Here is a 19335-nt window from a genome sequence, read left to right on the forward strand (position 1 = left end):
CTCGCCGGGCATGGCCCGGCGCTACCGGCGTGCAGGCAGGTAGCGCCGGGCCATGCCCGGCGAACGGCAGCGCCCCCAACGCAGAACGGCCCCGCTTGCGCGGGGCCGTTCTGTTTCACGCATGCCGGGCATGGCCCGGCACTACCTCACTTACGCACCATGTGCGGCCAGCTGGCCCAGGCGCTGCACCGCGACCGAGACGGTCGGGTAGTCCAGGGTCTTCTGTTCGGCCAGTTCGGCCAGCATCGCCAGGGTGAAGCGCAGGCTGCTGTCGTCACGACCGATCCACGCGGCCACCTTGGCCTCGGCGGTGCTGCCCTTGGTGGCCAGCACCTGGCCGGCCAGGCTGCGGTGGTGCGCCGCCAGCTCGTCGCGCAGCACGCCACGGGCCACCGCGTGCCAACGGCCATTGACCTCCAGCGCGTCGATCTGCTCGAACAGCCACGGCAGCTGCAACGCGTCGCCCAGGCGGAAGTGGATCTTGGAGACATCCACCGGCTTCAGCTTGCGGGTACGGGCCAGCTCGATGATGTCGAACGCCGGCTCCAGGAAGTGCAGTTCGGCCAGCTGCTGGGCCAGTGCCGACGGCAGGCCCTTTTCCTTCCACTCGGCCACCAGGGCTTCATAGGTCGGACGCTGCGAATCGGGCAGCACGCCCGAAGCAACCCGGATGTCGTTGAACGGACCCTGGTAGCGGTTGACCGCCTCGGTGATGCCCGGCATCGGGCCCGGGCGCGACAGCAGCCAGCGCACGAACGAACGCTGCAGCTTCCAGATCACTTCCAGCGCGTCGATCTGCACCGACTCCGGCAGGGTGCCGTCGAGGGCGTCGATCTGGGCCCACAGGGCACGGGCATCCAGCGTTTCACGGCTGATCGTGTACGCCTTGGCAACCTCGGCGATGGAACGGCCGGTGTCTTCCTGCATGCGCATCAGGAAGGTGGCGCCCATGCGGTTGATGGTCTGGTTGGTCACGGCCGTGGCGATGATTTCGCGCTTCAGGCGGTGACGCTCCATCGCGTCGGCGTACTTCTTCTGCAGCGGGGTCGGGAAGTAGCGCTGCAGTTCCTTGGACAGGTACGGATCTTCTGGGATGTCCGAATCCAGCAGCTGGGCGAACGCCACCAGCTTGGAATAGGACAGCAGCACCGACAGTTCCGGACGGGTCAGGCCCTGGCCACGCGCCTTGCGCTGCGACAGCTCGGCATCGGACGGCAGGAACTCGATCTGGCGATCAAGCAGGCCCTGCTGTTCCAGCGTGCGGATGAAGTGCTGCTTGGAGCCCAGGCGCTTGACCGCCATCCGCTCCATCAGGCTCAGGGCCTGGTTCTGGCGATAGTTGTCATTGAGCACCAGCTCGGCGACCTCGTCGGTCATCGACGCCAGCAGCTTGTTGCGCTGTTCGACGGTCAGCTTCTTGGCCCGCACCACATCGTTGAGCAGGATCTTGATGTTGACTTCGTGGTCGGAGGTATCCACACCGGCCGAGTTGTCGATGAAGTCGGTGTTGAGCAGCACGCCGGCCTGGGCAGCCTCGATGCGGCCCAGCTGGGTCATGCCCAGGTTGCCGCCCTCGCCCACCACCTTGCAGCGCAGCTCGCCACCGTTCACGCGCAGCGCGTTGTTGGCGCGGTCGCCGACATCGCTGTGCTGCTCGCTGGCGGCCTTGACGTAGGTACCGATGCCGCCGTTCCACAGCAGATCCACCGGTGCCTTCAGGATCGCGCTCATCAGATCGTTCGGCGACAGCGCCTTGACGCTCTCGTCCAGGCCCAGCGCTTCGCGCACCTGCGGGGTGATCTCGATCGACTTCAGGCTGCGCGGGTAGACGCCGCCGCCCTTGCTGATCAGCTTGGCGTCGTAGTCCGCCCAGCTCGAACGCGGCACGGTGAACAGGCGCTCACGTTCGACGAACGTGGTTGCTGCATCCGGATTCGGGTCCAGGAAGATGTGACGGTGATCGAACGCGGCCACCAGGCGGATGTGACGCGACAGCAGCATGCCATTGCCGAACACATCGCCGGACATGTCGCCGACGCCGACGGCGGTGAAGTCCTGGCTCTGGCTGTCACGGCCCAGCGCACGGAAGTGGCGCTTGACCGACTCCCATGCACCGCGTGCGGTGATGCCCATGCCCTTGTGGTCGTAACCCACCGAACCACCGGAGGCGAACGCATCGCCCATCCAGAAGCCGTGCGCGATGGCCAGGCCGTTGGCGATGTCGGAGAAGGTCGCGGTGCCCTTGTCGGCGGCCACCACCAGGTACGGATCGTCCATGTCGTGGCGCACGACATCCACCGGCGGCACGATCTTGTTGTTGACGATGTTGTCGGTGATGTCCAGCAGGCCCTGGATGAACAGCTTGTAGCACGCCACGCCGTTGGCGAAGATCGCGTCGCGGTCGCCGTTCACCGGCGGGGTCTTGGCGAAGAAGCCGCCCTTCGCGCCGACCGGCACGATGACGGTGTTCTTGACCATCTGCGCCTTGACCAGGCCCAGCACCTCGGTGCGGAAGTCTTCGCGGCGGTCCGACCAGCGCAGGCCGCCACGGGCCACCGCGCCGAAGCGCAGGTGGGTACCTTCCACGCGCGGGCCGTAGACGAAGATTTCGCGGTACGGGCGCGGCTTGGGCAGGTCCGGCACCAGCGCCGAATCGAACTTGAAGCTGATGACATGGCCGTGCTGGCCGTTGCCGTCGGTCTGGTAATAGCTGGTACGCAGGGTCGCATCGATCACGCCCATGAACGAGCGCAGGATGCGATCCTCGTCCAGGCTCGACACGCGGTCCATCAGCTTCAGCAGCGCTTCGCGCGCGGCCTGCATCTGCGCATCGCGGTCACCCTTGCGGGCGTCGACCACAGTCTTGAGCACCTTCAGGGTCGCCTCGTCACCGGCGGCGAGGACATCGAAGTGCGCCTTCAGGTGCGCCTGGCCGGCAGCGATGTCTTCCTTGCTTTCATGGCCGGTGGCCGGATCGAAGCGGGCTTCGAACAGTTCCACCAGCAGACGGGCCAGCAGCGGGTAGCGTGCAAAGGTGCCTTCCACATAGGCCTGCGAGAACGGCACGCCGGTCTGCAGCAGGTACTTGCAGTAGCCACGCAGCATGGCGACCTGGCGCCAGTGCAGGCCGGCGGCCAGCACCAGGCGGTTGAAGCCGTCGTTCTCGGCATCGCCGTGCCAGACGCGGGCGAAGGTCTCGCCGAAGGCTTCATCGACGCTGGCCGCATCGATGGCGCCGGCGGTCGATTCGACCTCGAAGTCCTGCACGTACACCGGCGCGTTGTCGACCGACAGGCGGTACGGACGCTCGGCGATCACGCGCAGGCCCATGTTCTCCATCATCGGCAGCGCGTCCGACAGCGGAATGTCATCCAGCTGGCGGTACAGCTTCAGGCGCAGGCCATCGCCGCTTTCGCGCGGCACTGCCTGCAGGCTCAGGCGCAGATCGTCCGGGCCGGTCAGTGCGTCGAGCTGGCTGACATCGTTGGCGGCAACGGCGGTGCTGTTGTCTTCGATGTAGCCGGCCGGCAACGCCTTGCCGATGCGGGCGGCGATGCGCAGGCCTTCGGTCTCGCCATGGCGGGACACCAGCGCTTCGCGCAGGTCGTCCTGCCAGTTGCGCAGCACCTGGGCCAGCTTCTTCTCCAGTTCGGCGGTGTCGACGTCGAGCATTTCGCCCGGCTTCGGGCGCACGATCAGGTGCACCTGGGCCAGCGGCGATTCGCCCAGCACCACCGAGCTGTCCACGTACTCGCCGTGCAGCGCTTCCTTCAGCATGGCTTCGATGCGCAGGCGCACATCGGTGTTGAAGCGCTCGCGCGGCAGGTAGACCAGCGCGGAAATGAAACGGCTGTACTTGTCGCGGCGCAGGAACAGGCGGCTGCGCACGCGCTCCTGCAGGCCCAGCACGCCCATGGCGGTGCGGAACAGTTCATCCTCGCTGGACTGGAACAGTTCCTCGCGCGGCAGCGTTTCCAGGATGTGGCGCAGGGCCTTGCCGCTGTGGCTGGATGCGGCCAGGCCGGACTGCGTCATCACGTATTCGTGGCGCTGGCGCACCAGCGGGATTTCCCACGGGCGGCGGTTGTAGGCGCTGGAGGTGAACAGGCCGAGGAAGCGCTGCTCGCCGATGATCTTGCCCTTGGCGTCGAACTCCAGCACGCCGATGTAGTCCATGTAGCCGGCGCGGTGCACGCGCGAACGGGCATTGGTCTTGGTCAGGATCAGCGCGTCCTTCAGCCCGGACGTGGTGTTCAGGCCCTGCGCGGCCAGGGTCTTGACCGGACGCGCGGCGGACTTGTCCTTGCCGCGCATCAGGCCCAGGCCGGTATCGTTCAGCGGCGCCAGCACCTCTTCCTTGCCCTGCTTCTCGACGCGGTATTCGCGGTAGCCGAAGAAGGTGAAGTGGTTGTCGGCAGCCCAGCGCAGGAATTCCTGTGCTTCCTTGCGCGACGCATCGTCGACCGGCAGCTGGCGGCTGCCCAGGTCGTCGGCCAGCGCCAGCGCCTTGTCCTGCATCGGCTTCCAGTCGCGCACGATGGCGCGCACTTCGTCCAGCGCCTTGGCGATGGCCTGCTCGATCGCGGCCATGGCTTCGGCCGGCTGGCGGTCGATTTCCAGCAGCATCACCGACTCGGCGTCACCCTCGCCGACCTTGACCAGCTTGCCGGCCTTGTCGCGGCTGAAGCGCAGCACCGGGTGGCCCAGCACGTGCACGCCGATGCCCTGCTCGGCCAGCGACATGGTCACGGTGTCGACCAGGAACGGCATGTCGTCGTTGATGATCTGCAGCACGGTGTGCGGCGATTCCCAGCCATTTGCCTTCGCCGTCGGGTTGAAGACCCGGACATTGGCCTTGCCGGACTTGCGCGCGCGGGCGAACTCCAGGGTCTCGGCGGCAAGCGCGGCCCATTCCTCAGCGCTGTGATGGGGGAACTCGTCGGCCTCCATGCGCTTGTAGAAGCTGGAGGCAAAAGCCACTGCCTCGGCCTGAGCGGCCGCGGGGTAACGCTTGCGCAAGGCCGTGTACACCGGCTCCAGGGAGAAACCAGTGGTCACTGCGACCTCCGACTCAACTGGTTTGCTTTTGTTTTTCACGGTCTTGGCTGCGGTTTTTTGCGGTTTCATGGCAGAGCGGGGCGCTTGCTCAGTTGGGAAAATGAAATTGTAGCCCTACCGCACGAAAAGGCCTTGCTGCAGGACGGAATAACCAGATTCGGGTTTGCTGCGGTTTAGACGCCCTATTCAGTTCGCACCGGTATGGGCATCGCAGCCGCGCATCGCTGCCGACAGGATCGGCAAAACGTGTTACCGGAAGACACATCCGGCAACGTCGGTGTCATTCCACAATCCTGAACTGGACGGTATAGTCCACCGCGTGAATCCGGCCTACCTTCCCGTTGCCCTCGACGCGCGCGATGAGCGTGTGTTCGACGCCGTGCGCGAACTGCTGGCCCGCCAGGGCATGCAGATGAGCATGGACGCCGTCGCCCAGCATGCGGGGTGCTCCAAGCAGACCCTGTACTCGCGCTATGGCAGCAAGCAGGAACTGCTGCGCCGGGTGATGCAGCGCCATGTCGGCCACGCCACCGGGGCCATGGTCCGTGCACTCCGCAGTGACGACCTGCGTGCCAGCCTGCTCCAGTTCGCCACCGACTTCCTGGAGCATTTCAACCAACCGCACGTCGGCCAGGCCTGCCGGCTGATCGCCGCCGATGCGTCCCAGTTTCCCGACGAGGCGCGTACGCTGTACCGGCATGGCGCCGGCGCACTGACGCTTCATCTTGCTGAATGGATTGAAACCGTTTGCAGCCGTGGGCTGCTCCGGCATGACGACCCGCACTTCATGGCCGAACTGCTGTTGAGCATGATCGCCGGCCAGGATTTCGACAAACAGCGCTTCCATACGCCCCATCGTGATGACGCGGTCTTGCGTCGGCGCTGGGCAGAGTTCTCCGTCGATGGCTTCCTGCGCGCGTTCGCGCCGCAGCCCTCGGCGGCCCCGCCTACAAACCAACCCCGGAGTTCCTCCTGATGACCGCCCCACTCCGCACCCTTGCCTTGACGTGCGCCGTTGCTGTCGCCGTGGCTGCCTGCAAGAAGCCGGAACAGCCGACGCCCCCGCCGCCGGAGGTGGGCGTGATCGACGCCAAGCCGCAGACCCTGCCGCTGCAGCGCGAGCTGGTCGGCCGTCTGTCGCCGTTCCGCAGTGCCGACGTGCGCGCCCGCGTGCCCGGCGTGCTGCTCAAGCGCGTCTACCAGGAAGGCAGCCAGGTCAAGCAGGGCCAGACCCTGTTCCTGATCGATCCGGCCCCGCTTCGCGCCTCGCTCAGTGCCTCCGAAGCCCAGCTGGCTTCGGCCCGCGCCAGCTACGCCAATGCCAAGGTGGCCGCCGACCGTGCGCGCTCGCTGGCCCCGCAGCAGTTCGTCTCCAAGTCCGACCTGGACAACGCCGAGTCGGCCGAGCGCACCGCGCTGGCCGCGGTCAAGCAGGCCGAAGCGGCGGTGACCTCCTCGCGGATCAGCCTGGGCTACACCGAAGTGACCGCGCCGATCAGCGGCGTGGCCAACAAGCAGCAGGTCACCGAAGGCGCGCTGGTCGGCCAGGGCGATGTCACCCTGCTGACCACGGTGGACCAGCTCGATCCGCTGTACGTGAACTTCTCGCTGAGCGTGGACGAACTGACCCAGCTGCGCGCGCAGCAGGCCAAGGGCGCGCTGGCCCTGTCCGGTGACGGCAAGGCCACGGTGGCGGTGAAGCTGGCCGACGGCACCACCTACAGCGAGCCGGGCACGCTGGACTTCTCCTCGACCACGGTCGACCCGGCCACCGGCGCGGTATCGCTGCGCGCGGTGCTGCCGAACCCGCAGCAGATCCTGCTGCCGGGTGCCTTCGTCAGCTTCCAGGCCAACCTGGGCGAGCGCAACAACGCCTATCTGGTGCCGCAGCAGGCGCTGCTGCGCGATACCACCGGCGGCTACGTCATGGTGGTCGGCGCCGATGGCAAGGTGGTGCGCAAGAACGTCAAGACCGATGGCGCCCAGGGCGGCAACTGGCTGGTCAGCGATGGCCTGGCCGCCGGTGACAAGGTGATCGTGGCCGGCGTGCAGAAGGTCAAGGAAGGCGCGCCGGCAACGGCCAAGCCGTGGACGCCGGGCCAGGACGCCGCCGCCAAGCCCGCCGCAGGCGGCGCCGCAGCGGCCGGTGCAGCACCGGCCGAGGGCAAGGCACCGGCCGATGCGGCCAAGACCGGGCAGGCCGATCCGGCCAAGCCGGCCGCCACCGATTCGAACAAGCAGTAACGGGAACCTTCCGTCATGCCTAAATTTTTCATCGAACATCCAGTCTTCGCCTGGGTGGTGGCGATCCTGATCTCGCTCAGCGGCGTGATCGCGATCCTCAACCTCGGCGTGGAGTCCTACCCCAACATCGCCCCGCCACAGGTGACCGTCTCGGCCACCTACCCGGGCGCGAGCGCGGACACCACGGAGAAGTCGGTCACCCAGGTGATCGAGCAGCAGCTGACCGGCATCGATCACCTGCTGTACTTCAGCTCCTCGTCCTCGTCCAACGGCCGTGCGCAGATCACCCTGACCTTCGAGACCGGTACCGATCCGGACATCGCCCAGGTGCAGGTGCAGAACAAGGTGTCGCTGGCCACGCCACGACTGCCTTCGGAAGTGACCCAGCAGGGCGTGGTGGTGGCCAAGGCCAACGCCGGCTTCCTGATGGTGGTGGCACTGCAGTCCGATACGCCGACCATCAACCGTGACGCCCTGAACGATATCGTCGGCTCGCGCGTGCTTGACCAGGTCTCGCGTATTCCCGGCGTCGGCAGCACCCAGCAGTTCGGTTCCGAGTACGCCATGAACATCTGGCTCAACCCGGAAAAGATGCAGGGCTATGGCCTGTCGGCCAGCCAGGTGCTGGCTGCGGTGCGCGCACAGAACGTGCAGTTCGCCGCCGGTGCACTGGGTTCGGACCCGTCGCCGGAAGGCCAGCACTTCACCGCCACGGTGTCGGCCGAAGGCCGCTTCAGCTCGCCGCAGGAGTTCGAGAACATCATCCTGCGGGCGAATGCCGACGGCTCGCGCGTGCTGCTGAAGGACATCGCCCGCGTTGCCTTCGGTGCCAACAACTACGGCTTCGACACCCAGTACAACGGCAAGCCGACCGGTGCCTTCGCGATCCAGCTGCTGCCGGGTGCCAACGCGCTGAACGTGGCCGATGCGGTGCGCGGCAAGATGGATGAGCTGCAGCCCAGCTTCCCGTCCGGCGTCACCTGGTTCTCGCCGTACGACAGCACCACCTTCGTCAAGATCTCGATCCAGGAAGTGGTCAAGACCCTGTTCGAAGCCGTGTTGCTGGTGTTCCTGGTGATGCTGATCTTCCTGCAGAACTTCCGCGCCACCCTGATCCCGACCCTGGTCATTCCGGTGGCCCTGCTCGGTACGTTCCTGGGCATGTGGATGATCGGCTTCACGATCAACCAGCTGACCCTGTTCGCCATGGTGCTGGCAATCGGCATCGTGGTGGATGACGCGATCGTGGTGATCGAGAACGTCGAACGCATCATGACCGAGGAAGGCCTGGCGCCGAAGCCGGCCACGCAGAAGGCGATGACCCAGATCACCGGCGCGGTGGTGGCGATCACCGTGGTGCTGGCCGCGGTGTTCATCCCCTCGGCCCTGCAGGGCGGCGCCGCCGGTGAGATCTACAAGCAGTTCGCGCTGACCATCGCCATCTCGATGGCGTTCTCGGCGTTCCTGGCACTGGGCTTCACCCCGGCGCTGTGCGCGACATTCCTGAAGCCGACGCACAACGACAACCCGAACATCGTCTACCGCACCTTCAACAAGTACTACGACAAGATCAGCCACACCTATGTCGGCCATATCACCTCGGCGGTGCGCCATGCCCCGCGCTGGATGATCCTGTTCGTGGTGCTGACCGCGCTGTGCGGCTTCCTGTTCACCCGCATGCCCGGCAGCTTCCTGCCGGAAGAAGACCAGGGCTATGCGCTGGCGATCGTGCAGCTGCCGCCGGGCTCGACCAAGGGCCAGACCAACGAGGTGTTCGCGCAGATGCGGGGCATCCTGGAAAAGCAGGATGGCTATGAAGGCATGCTGCAGGTGGCCGGTTTCAGCTTCGTCGGTTCCGGCGAGAACGTGGGCATGGGCTTCATCCGCCTGAAGCCGTGGGAGGAACGCAAGTTCACCGCGCCGGAGTTCATCCAGAACATGAACGGCGCGTTCTACGGCATCAAGGAAGCGCAGATCTTCGTGGTCAACCTGCCCACCGTGCAGGGCCTTGGCCAGTTCGGTGGCTTCGACATGTGGCTGCAGGACCGTAGCGGCGCCGGTTATGAACAGCTGACCCAGGCCCGCAACATCCTGCTCGGCCAGGCCGCGCAGAAGCCGGACCACCTGGTCGGCGTGCGCCCGAACGGCCTGGAGAATGCCCCGCAGCTGCAGCTGCACGTGGACCGCGTGCAGGCGCAGTCGATGGGCATGTCGGTGTCGGACGTGTACAGCACCATCCAGCTGATGCTGGCCCCGGTGTACGTCAACGACTTCTTCTACGAAGGCCGCATCAAGCGCGTGACCATGCAGGCCGATGGTCCGTACCGCACCGGCCAGGAATCGCTGAAGAGCTTCTACAGTCCGTCCAGCCTGACCACGAATGCCGACGGCACCAACGCGATGATCCCGCTCAACACGGTGGTCAAGTCCGAGTGGGTGTCGGCGCCGCCGTCGCTGAGCCGCTACAACGGCTACTCGGCGATCAACATCGTCGGTTCGCAGGCGCCGGGCACCAGCTCGGGCGAAGCGATGCAGACCATGGAGAGCATCGTCAACGACGACCTGCCGGCCGGCTTCGGCTACGACTGGTCGGGCATGTCCTACCAGGAAATCCTGGCCGGCAATGCCGCGACCCTGCTGCTGGTGCTGTCGATCGTGGTGGTGTTCCTGTGCCTGGCCGCCCTGTATGAAAGCTGGTCGATCCCGGTCGCGGTGCTGCTGGTGGTACCGCTGGGCGTCCTGGGTGCACTCGGCCTGTCGATGCTGCGCGGCCTGCCGAACGATCTGTTCTTCAAGATCGGCCTGATCACGGTGATCGGCCTGGCGGCGAAGAACGCGATCCTGATCGTGGAGTTCGCGGTGGAGCAGCGTGCGGCGGGCAAGACCCTGCGCGATGCCACCATCGAAGCGGCCCGCCTGCGTTTCCGCCCGATCCTGATGACGTCCTTCGCGTTCATCATGGGCGTGATCCCGATGGCGATCTCCACCGGTGCCGGCGCCAACTCCCGCCACGCCATCGGTACCGGCGTGATCGGCGGCATGCTGTTCGCCACCCTGCTCGGCCTGCTGATGATCCCGGTGTTCTTCGTGGTCGTGCGGCGCATGCTCGGTGACAAGCTGGATGAGCCGTCGAAGGAGTTCCTCGGCCGCCAGCGTGATGCCGAGACCGCCCACCGCCCGGATCGCTGATCCGGCGGTGAGCTGAAACGCAGAAGGCCCCGGAGCGATCCGGGGCCTTCTGCTATGGACTTCTTGTAGAGCCGGGCCATGCTCGGCTGCTTGTGCCGGAGGCCAGCGTGGGCTCGACTCTACAGACGACTCCGATCGCTCAGCGCAGCAGCGCAACCACCGCGCATATCGCTAGGATCACCAATGCCACCCACTGCATCGGCACAAAGAAGAAATGATGGGGTGCGGCTTCACCCTTCTGCCGGGGCCTGCGGTTGAGCCACAGGCCGAGCAGTACGTTCACCGCTGCGCCGATACCTGCACCCAACAGAACCTGCGCCAGCGGAATGTTGCCCCTGGGACCTTCATGCGGGAAGAAGTACGCCAGCAGCAGGATCGCTGCAATCGGCGTCACCAGCGTCATGATTCCCCAACCGCGATAGATCATCTTTGCAGGCACCGTGGAAAAAAGTGGCCTGCATTGAAACAGATCCGGTGTCGTCCGGCCAAGCCGAACTCATCCACGCCTGCCAGGAATCCGTTGGCCGCGCCGCCATTGCAGCGGCGCGGCGCAGCACACTCAGCGCAGCCCGGTCTCGTTGCGGGCGATCACCAGGCGCTGGATCTCCGAGGTGCCTTCGTAGATCTCGGTGATCTTGGCATCACGGAAGTAACGCTCCAGCGGCATTTCCTTGGAATAGCCCATGCCACCGTGGATCTGCACGGCCTGGTGGGTGATCCACATCGCCGCTTCCGAAGCGGTCAGCTTGGCGATGGCCGCCTCGTTGCTGAAGCGCTTGCCCTCACCCTTCACCCATGCCGCGCGCAGGGTCAGCAGCAGCGCTGCATCCAGCTTGCACTTCATGTCGGCGATCTTGGCCTGGGTCATCTGGAAGGTGCCGATGGCAGCCCCGAAGGCCTTGCGCTCCTTCACGTATTCGATCGTCGCTTCGTAGGCGGCACGGGCGATGCCGATGGCCTGCGAGGCAATACCGATGCGCCCGGCGTCGAGCACGCCCATGGCGATCTTGAAGCCCTCGCCTTCCTGGCCCAGCACGTCCTCGGCCTGCGCCACGTAATCGTTGAACTCGATCTCGCAGGTGGCCGACGCCCGGATGCCGAGCTTCGGCTCGGTCTTGCCGCGGCCGAAGCCAGCCTTGTCGGTGTCGATCAGGAACGCGGTGATGCCGCGCGCGCCCTTTTCCGGCTCGCTCATCGCGAACAGCACGATGTACTTGGCCACCGGGCCGGAGGTGATCCAGCTCTTCTTGCCGTTGATGACGAAGGTGCCATCGGCCTGCTTCACCGCACGGCAGCGCATGGCGGTGGCGTCCGAACCGGACTGCGGCTCGGTCAGCGCGAACGCGCCGATGGCCTCGCCTTCAGCGATGGCGCGCACGTACTTCTGCTTCTGCGCTTCCGTGCCGTGGATCAGGATGCCGTTGCAGAACAGCGAGTTGTTGACCGACATGATGGTCGAATGCGCCGCATCACCGGCGGCGACCTCCACCATCGCCAGCACGTACGCAACCGGGTCCATGCCCGCACCACCGTACTCGGTGGGCACCTCGATGCCCATCAGCCCGTTCTCGCCCAGCAGGCGGATGTTGTCCAGCGGGAACTCACCGGTGCGATCATGGTGCTCCGCGCTGGGAGCGATCTTTTCCTGCGCGATGCGCCGCGCCACGTCCTGCAGCATCAACTGCTCTTCAGTAAAGCTGAAATCCACAACACCCTCCCGGGAACATGGTGATATGGGCCGCGCAGAGCGCGCCCAGGTGCAGCGATTGTACCGGGGGCCGGGCATCGGCGGCTGACTCGACGGCAGGTGTGACTTGACCGGAACAGGCACCGTCAGCGAATATATCTCTATATCGCGATAGGTAGATGTTTATGGATCTGGAAGACTGGTCGACCCGCCTGAAGGTGTTCGCCGATGCCACCCGCGTGCGCCTGCTGGCGCTGCTGGAGCAGGAAGAGCTGACCGTGGCCGAACTGTCGGCCATCACCCGGCTGGCCCAGCCGCGGGTGTCCACCCATCTGGCGCGCCTGAAGGAAGCCGGCCTGGTCCGCGACCGCCGAGCCGGCGTGTCGGCCTATTACCGCTTCGACGACGCCCAGCTGGACCCGGCGCAGCGCGCATTGTGGCATGCCTTGAGCAACGGAAGCGATGACCCGCTGCTGCGCCAGGATGCTGAACGGGTCGCTGCCGTGCTGGCCCATCGCGCGGCTGACCAGAACTGGGCCGACAGCGTGGCCGGCGACATGGAGCGCCACTACTCCCCCGGCCGCACCTGGGAAGCCCTGGCGCGCACCGCGCTGCCGCTGCTGGAAACCGGCGACGTGCTGGATATCGCTTCCGGTGATGGCGTCCTGGCCGAACTGGTCGCACCACATGCCAAGCGCTACATCTGCATCGATACCAGCGCCCGCGTGGTAGCCGCCGCCAGCGAGCGTCTGCGCCGCCTGCCCAATGTGGAAGTGCGCGAGGGCGACATGCATGCGCTGCCGTTCAAGGACCGCAGCTTCGACCTGGTCGTGCTGATGCATGCGCTGACCTATGCCAGCAAGCCGGCACAGGCCGTGACCGAGGCCGCACGGGTACTGCGCCCGGGCGGCCGGTTGCTGCTGTGCAGCCTGGCCCGGCATGAACACAAGGCCGCCGTGGAAGCCTATGGCCACGTCAATCTCGGTTTCAGCGACAAGGAACTGAAGAAGTTCGTGGACAAGGCCGGCCTGCAGGTGTCGAGCCTGGAAACGGTCACCCGCGAGAAGCGCCCGCCGCATTTCGAGGTGATCTCGCTGATCGCCAACAAGCCCTGAGGTCGACATGACTGCCCTGCCCTGGCTGCACCCGGAACGCGTGGCGGCGCTGCTTGAGGCGCTGCACCGGCGCATCCTGATCATCGACGGCGCGATGGGCACGATGATCCAGCGCCATGGGTTGCAGGAAGACGACTATCGCGGCGAGCGCTTCGCCGGGGGCTACGACCATGCGCACGGCGCGGGCTGCGATCATGGCGCAGCGCAGGGGCATGACCTGAAGGGCAACAACGATCTGCTGCTGCTGACCCGGCCGCAGATCATCGCCGACATCCATACCGCGTACCTGCAGGCCGGCGCGGACCTGGTGGAAACCAACACCTTCAACGCCACCTCGGTCAGCCAGGCCGACTACCACCTCGAGCACCTGGTGTACGAGTTGAACAGGGCCGGCGCCGCGGTGGCGCGGGCCTGCTGCGATGCCGTGGCCGCGACCACGCCGGACAAGCCACGGTTTGTCATCGGCGTGCTCGGGCCGACCAGCCGCACCGCGTCGATCAGCCCGGACGTCAATGATCCCGGCTTCCGCAACACCAGCTTCGACGAACTGCGCAGTACCTACCGCGAGGCCATCGACGGCCTGATCGACGGCGGCGCGGATACGATCATGGTCGAGACCATCTTCGATACGCTCAATGCCAAGGCCGCGCTGTACGCCATCGAGGAAGCCTTCGACGCGCGCGGCGCGCGGCTGCCGATCATGATCTCCGGCACCATCACCGATGCCTCCGGCCGCACCCTGTCCGGGCAGACCGCCGAAGCGTTCCACGCCTCGCTCGCGCATGCGCGTCCGCTGTCGATCGGCCTGAACTGTGCGCTGGGTGCCGATGCGATGCGCCCGCACGTGGAGACCCTGTCACAGGTGGCGGACTGCCACATCAGTGCCCATCCCAATGCCGGCCTGCCCAATGCATTCGGCGAGTACGACGAAACACCCGAGGAAATGGCCGCCACCCTGCGCGGCTTCGCCGTGGACGGCCTGCTCAACCTGGTGGGGGGCTGCTGCGGCTCCACCCCCGACCACATCCGCGCGATCGCCACAGCGGTGGCGGGCCTGCCGCCGCGCGCGCTGCCCAGCGTGCAGGAACAGGCGGCATGAGCCTCGCCCCCGCACTGGTCCTGCATGCCCCACCCCACTGCCGTTGAGCCGCTGCCTGCCATGACGCCTGTCCGCCCCACCCGTCTGTCCGGCCTGGAACCGCTGGTCATCACCCCGGACCTGCTGTTCATCAACGTCGGCGAGCGCACCAACGTCACCGGCAGCGCGCAGTTCCGCAAGCTGATCAAGGAAGGCCGCTACGAGGAGGCGGTGGACGTCGCGCGCCAGCAGGTGGCCAGCGGCGCACAGATTCTCGACGTCAACATGGACGAGGGCCTGATCGATTCGGAAGCGGCGATGACCCGCTACCTGAACCTGATCATGTCCGAGCCGGACATCGCCCGCATCCCGGTGATGGTCGACTCTTCCAAGTGGAGCGTGATCGAGGCGGGCCTGAAATGCCTGCAGGGCAAGAGCGTGGTCAACTCGATCTCGCTGAAGGAAGGCGAAGCGCTGTTCCGCGAGCATGCACGCAAGGTGCTGCGCTATGGTGCCGCCGCCGTGGTCATGGCGTTCGACGAGGTCGGCCAGGCCGATACCTGTGCGCGCAAGGTCGAGATCTGTACCCGCGCCTACCGGCTGCTGGTGGACGAGATCGGCTTCCCGCCGCAGGACATCATCTTCGACCCGAACATCTTCGCCGTCGCCACCGGCATCGAGGAACATGACAACTACGCGGTCGACTTCATCGAAGCGACCCGCATCATCAAGCAGACATTGCCGCATTGCCACGTCTCCGGCGGTGTCTCCAACGTCTCGTTCTCGTTCCGTGGCAACGAAACCGTGCGCCAGGCCATCCACTCGGTGTTCCTCTACCACGCGATCGCCGCGGGCATGGACATGGGCATCGTCAACGCCGGCGCCATGCCGATCTACGACGAGCTGGAACCGGACCTGCGTGAACGCGTGGAGGACGTGATCCTCAACCGCCGCCGCGATGCCACCGAGCGCCTGCTGGAGATCGCCGAGCGCTACAAGGGCAGCAGGAGTGCGGCGAAGACCGAAGACCTCGCCTGGCGCGAGAAGCCGGTGGACGCGCGGCTGGCGCATGCACTGGTGCATGGCCTGGACGCCTGGGTGGAGGCCGATACCGAAGAAGCCCGGCAGCGCTCCAGCCGCCCGCTGGACGTGATCGAAGGCCCGCTGATGGACGGCATGAACGTGGTCGGCGACCTGTTCGGCGCCGGCAAGATGTTCCTGCCACAGGTGGTGAAGTCGGCGCGGGTGATGAAGAAGGCCGTGGCCTACCTGCTGCCGTTCATCGAGGCCGAGAAGGCGCGCAGCGGCGATACCGCCAGGAGCAACGGCAAGATCATCATGGCCACGGTCAAGGGTGATGTGCACGACATCGGCAAGAACATCGTCGGCGTGGTGCTGGCCTGCAACAACTTCGAGGTCATCGATCTCGGCGTGATGGTGCCGGCGCAGAAGATCCTCGACGCCGCGCGCGAACACCAGGCCGACATCATCGGCCTGTCCGGCCTGATCACTCCGTCGCTGGAAGAGATGAGCCACGTCGCCCGTGAAATGCAGCGGCAGGGCTTCGACCTGCCGCTGATGATCGGCGGCGCGACCACCTCGCGCGCGCATACCGCGCTGAAGATCGATCCGCATTACCAGGCACCCACGGTGTGGGTGAAGGACGCCTCGCGTGCGGTCGGCGTCGCCCAGTCGCTGATCTCGCGTGAGCTGCGCGATGCCTTCGTCGCCGCCAATGAAGCCGACTACGCAGAGATCCGCACCCGCCACCGCAATCGTGGCGACGCCAAGCGCCTGGTATCGCTGGAGCACGCGCGCGGACAGAAGTTCCAGGGCGGCTGGGAGCACTACACCCCGCCAGCACCGAACCAGCCGGGCCTGCACGTTTTCGATGACTATCCGTTGGACGAACTGGTGCCCTATATCGACTGGACACCGTTCTTCCAGGCCTGGGAACTGGCCGGAAAATACCCGGCCATCCTCAGCGACGAGATCGTCGGTACGCAGGCCAGCGAGCTTTACCGGGACGCCCGCGCGATGCTCGCGCGCATCGTCGAGGAGAAGTGGCTGCAGGCCAGGGCCGTGTTCGGCCTGTGGCCGGCCAACAGCATCGGCGACGACGTCCGCGTGCAGCATCCCGACGGCGAGACCACGCTGCACTTCCTGCGCCAGCAGGTCGACAAGCCCGCCGAACGCCCGGACTTCTGCCTGGCCGATTTCATCGCCCCGGCCGACAGTGGACGGCAGGACTGGATCGGCGCCTTCGCGGTCACCGCCGGCATCGGCATCGACGCGCACGTCGCGCGCTTCGAGGCGGATCATGACGACTACAACGCGATCCTGCTCAAAGCGCTGGCGGACCGCTTCGCAGAAGCGCTGGCCGAGCGCCTGCACCAGCGCGTGCGCACCGGCTTCTGGGGCTACGACGGTGCCGAGAGCCTGGACAACGATGCGCTGATCGACGAGAAGTACCGCGGCATCCGCCCGGCGCCGGGTTACCCCGCCTGCCCGGAACACAGCGAGAAGCGCCGCCTGTTCGACCTGCTGCATGCCGAAGCCAACGCGGGCATGGAACTGACCGAGAGCTTCGCCATGCTGCCCACCGCGGCGGTGTCCGGTTATTACTTCAGCCACCCGCAGAGCCAGTATTTCGTGGTCGGCCGCCTCAGCCGCGAGCAGGTGACGGACTACGCGCGCCGCAAGGGCGTGGATCGTGCCCAGGCCGAACGCTGGCTGGCGTCCAACCTCGACTACGATCCCGAATGATCCGTTGCCGGGCATGGCCCGGCGCCGTGTGACGGAGGACGATCCGGGGGCACGGTCATGCCCGCTGTCGCCAGGCCAGCGATCCCCCCGGTTGCGCCGGACACCGTCAGGGTTGCAGCACCACCTGCCGCAGCGACGGCAGCAGCACACGGTTGCCGTGCGCGCTGAGATGATCACCATCGAAGAACAGCGGCCGCCCGTCGCGTTGCGCGGGGCAGCGGGTGGCGTCGCACAGCACCGGCAATGGATCCCACAGCACCGCACCGGGCAGGCCATCCACCACCTGCTGCAGGCTGCCCAGCATCGGCGCACGCAGCGCATCCATGGCCGCACGGGTGCTGTCCAGGCCGTTGCGGCAGACCTCGTTGTGCGCATTGAAGCGGTCCGAACAGCGATAGGGCGGTGCCGGCAGCACCGGCTTGGGCGCCTCCAGCACGATCCGCACGCCCCGCTCGGCCAACGGCTTCCACTGCGCAATCGCCTCGACCACTTCAGCCTCGCGCCCGGCGGCGGCTTCCGCAGTGCGTTCGCCGGCCAGCTGCGCCTGCGCATCGAACAGCACGAACTGGTCGGACAGCCGCGGAACCCGCAGTGACACCAGCACCACCACGTCCCCCGGCCGTGCCCGCTGCGTGATGTCAGCCATCACCGCGGCATCGAACGCGGCACAGCCGGCGCCGGCGCCACGCCACTTCTGCAGGCTGACCTGCGGGCAACCGCCGCGGCCATACAGGGACACCTGGGTGCCGGTGTCCAGGGCCAGGCGCTGCAGCAGTTCGATGTAGGCCATGGCATGCGAATCACCGGCAACGAACACCCGCGCCGGCACGCCCGGCACGCCCGGCACCGCCGGACGGTCGCACTGGCCGCGCGCGAAGGTGCGTGCACTGCCGCCTTCGAAACGGTGCTTGCCGACCTCCAGCGCGCACTGCGGATAGTCGCGGGCCACGCTCTTGCCATTGGGGTACCAATCGGCGGGATGGCGGCTGACGGTGCTCAACGACAGCAGCGGTGCCTGCGTGTACAGCAGCATCTGCAGCCCCCCCGCCAGCAGCAGGACCAGCACACCGGTGCCCACCCAGCGCGCGGTTGTCAGGCGCTGTGCGAGGGGGCCACGGAACGGCTGCTCCACCCAGCGCCAGGACAGCCAGGACAACAGCACCACCAGCACCATCGCCGCGGCCATCTGCGCCGGCGTCTGCAACCCCACGGTCCAGCGCATCAGCACGAACACCGGCCAGTGCCACAGGTACAGCGAATAGGACAGCAGACCGATGCGGCGCAGCGGCGCGCTGGCGAGCATCCGGCCGACCCAGGCCTGCGGATGGTGATGCAGCGACCACAGCAGCCCGGCCGTGGCAGCTGCCGGCAGCAGCCCATCGGGCCACGGCGAACGCCCGGCACGTGCGGACCACAGCGCCCATCCCAGCAGCAGCAGTGACAGCAGGGCCAGCAACGAGAACAGCGGCGTGGCGCGGCTGCGGGTCTGCCCGTTCAACGCTGCCTGCGGTTCGCGCACATGCAGCAGCTGGAACAGCAGCACACCCACGCCCAGCTGCCACAGGCGCGTCGTGGTGGCATAGAACGCCCACGACGGCGGTGCCTCGCGCATGCCCAGCACTGCGGCATGCAGCAGCGACGCCACGCTGACCAGCGCAAACAGTCCCAGGCTGATCCAGCGCCCGCGCCGGCCACGCGCCCAGGCCAGGAACAGCAGCGGGAACAGCAGGTAGAACTGCTCTTCCACGCCCAGCGACCACGTATGGGTATACGGATTGAACTCGGCCCGGGGCGCGAAATAGTCGTTGCCGATGGCGGCCAGCACCCAGTTGCTGAAGCCGAAGAAGGCCATCAGCCCGGTCTTGTCGCTGGCCTCGCTGAGCCAGGATTCGGGGATGAACAGTACGCTCGCCAGCGCCGTCAGCAGCAGGCAGGTCAGCAGTGCCGGTGCGATGCGGCGGATGCGGCGCGCGTAGAAGCGCAGCATCGACTGCCACAGCGACAGCGGCGGTAGCCGGTGCACGGAGGCGCTGACCACGAACCCGGAGATGACGAAGAACACATCGACGCCGGTGAACCCGCCCGGCAGCCAGGCCGGATCCAGGTGGAACACGATGACGGCCAGCACGGCGATCGCGCGCAGGCCGTCGATGTGCGGCACATAGCCGCGGCTTGGATCAGCGGTCATCCCTTCCCTC

General features: G+C 66.6%; 10 protein-coding genes. 6 read left to right on the forward strand and 4 right to left on the reverse strand.

Annotated features, from left to right (window positions below):
- Positions 1-150: 150 nt before the first annotated feature.
- Positions 151-5127 (reverse strand): NAD-glutamate dehydrogenase, encoded by a 4977-nt coding sequence (locus Q5Z10_RS13890; RefSeq protein ID WP_303636002.1) that lies wholly within the window; start codon positions 5125-5127, stop codon positions 151-153.
- Between the two features lie 250 nt (positions 5128-5377).
- Here Q5Z10_RS13890 and Q5Z10_RS13895 point away from each other — a divergent pair, with 250 nt between their 5' ends.
- Genes Q5Z10_RS13895 through Q5Z10_RS13905 form a run of 3 tightly spaced genes read left to right on the forward strand, consistent with a single transcriptional unit; the run spans position 5378 to position 10491 of the window.
- Positions 5378-6034, forward strand: a complete 657-nt coding sequence (locus tag Q5Z10_RS13895; protein WP_303639192.1) for a TetR/AcrR family transcriptional regulator — start codon at positions 5378-5380, stop codon at positions 6032-6034.
- Positions 6034-7302 (forward strand): efflux RND transporter periplasmic adaptor subunit, encoded by a 1269-nt coding sequence (locus Q5Z10_RS13900; RefSeq protein ID WP_303636003.1) that lies wholly within the window; start codon positions 6034-6036, stop codon positions 7300-7302. The genes Q5Z10_RS13895 and Q5Z10_RS13900 overlap by 1 nt, the downstream gene beginning before the upstream one ends.
- 15 nt (positions 7303-7317) lie before the next feature.
- The gene (locus Q5Z10_RS13905; protein ID WP_303636004.1) at positions 7318-10491 is read left to right on the forward strand and encodes a multidrug efflux RND transporter permease subunit; all 3174 of its coding nucleotides are present in this window, start codon (positions 7318-7320) and stop codon (positions 10489-10491) included.
- 139 nt (positions 10492-10630) lie between these two features.
- Here the strand turns inward: Q5Z10_RS13905 and Q5Z10_RS13910 are convergent, their stop codons facing one another.
- Both Q5Z10_RS13910 and Q5Z10_RS13915 read right to left on the reverse strand, forming a co-directional pair.
- Positions 10631-10918 carry a hypothetical protein gene (locus Q5Z10_RS13910; protein ID WP_303636005.1) on the reverse strand — a complete coding sequence of 96 codons (288 nt, stop codon included), beginning with the start codon at positions 10916-10918 and terminating at the stop codon, positions 10631-10633.
- 132 nt (positions 10919-11050) lie between these two features.
- On the reverse strand, positions 11051-12199 hold the full coding sequence (locus tag Q5Z10_RS13915) for an acyl-CoA dehydrogenase family protein (protein ID WP_303636006.1): 1149 nt from the start codon (positions 12197-12199) through the stop codon (positions 11051-11053).
- A gap of 164 nt (positions 12200-12363) precedes the next feature.
- Here Q5Z10_RS13915 and Q5Z10_RS13920 point away from each other — a divergent pair, with 164 nt between their 5' ends.
- From Q5Z10_RS13920 to metH, 3 genes are read left to right on the forward strand one after another with little or no spacing between them, the layout of a single operon-like run.
- Entirely contained in the window at positions 12364-13293 is a 930-nt protein-coding gene (locus Q5Z10_RS13920) for an ArsR/SmtB family transcription factor (protein WP_303636007.1), read from the forward strand.
- A gap of 7 nt (positions 13294-13300) precedes the next feature.
- A complete protein-coding gene (locus tag Q5Z10_RS13925; protein ID WP_303636008.1) occupies positions 13301-14392 on the forward strand; it encodes a homocysteine S-methyltransferase family protein in 1092 nt (363 codons plus the stop codon).
- Positions 14393-14452: 60 nt separating this feature from the next.
- Positions 14453-17137, forward strand: a complete 2685-nt coding sequence (gene metH, locus Q5Z10_RS13930; RefSeq protein WP_303636009.1) for a methionine synthase — start codon at positions 14453-14455, stop codon at positions 17135-17137.
- A 106-nt stretch (positions 17138-17243) separates the two neighbouring features.
- On the opposite strand, the gene Q5Z10_RS13935 is transcribed toward metH, so the two are convergent.
- Positions 17244-19325 (reverse strand): acyltransferase family protein, encoded by a 2082-nt coding sequence (locus Q5Z10_RS13935; protein ID WP_303636010.1) that lies wholly within the window; start codon positions 19323-19325, stop codon positions 17244-17246.
- Between the last annotated feature and the right edge of the window lie 10 nt (positions 19326-19335).

Source organism: Stenotrophomonas sp. 704A1, from assembly GCF_030549525.1.
Classification (GTDB): Bacteria; Pseudomonadota; Gammaproteobacteria; order Xanthomonadales; family Xanthomonadaceae; genus Stenotrophomonas; species Stenotrophomonas tuberculopleuritidis.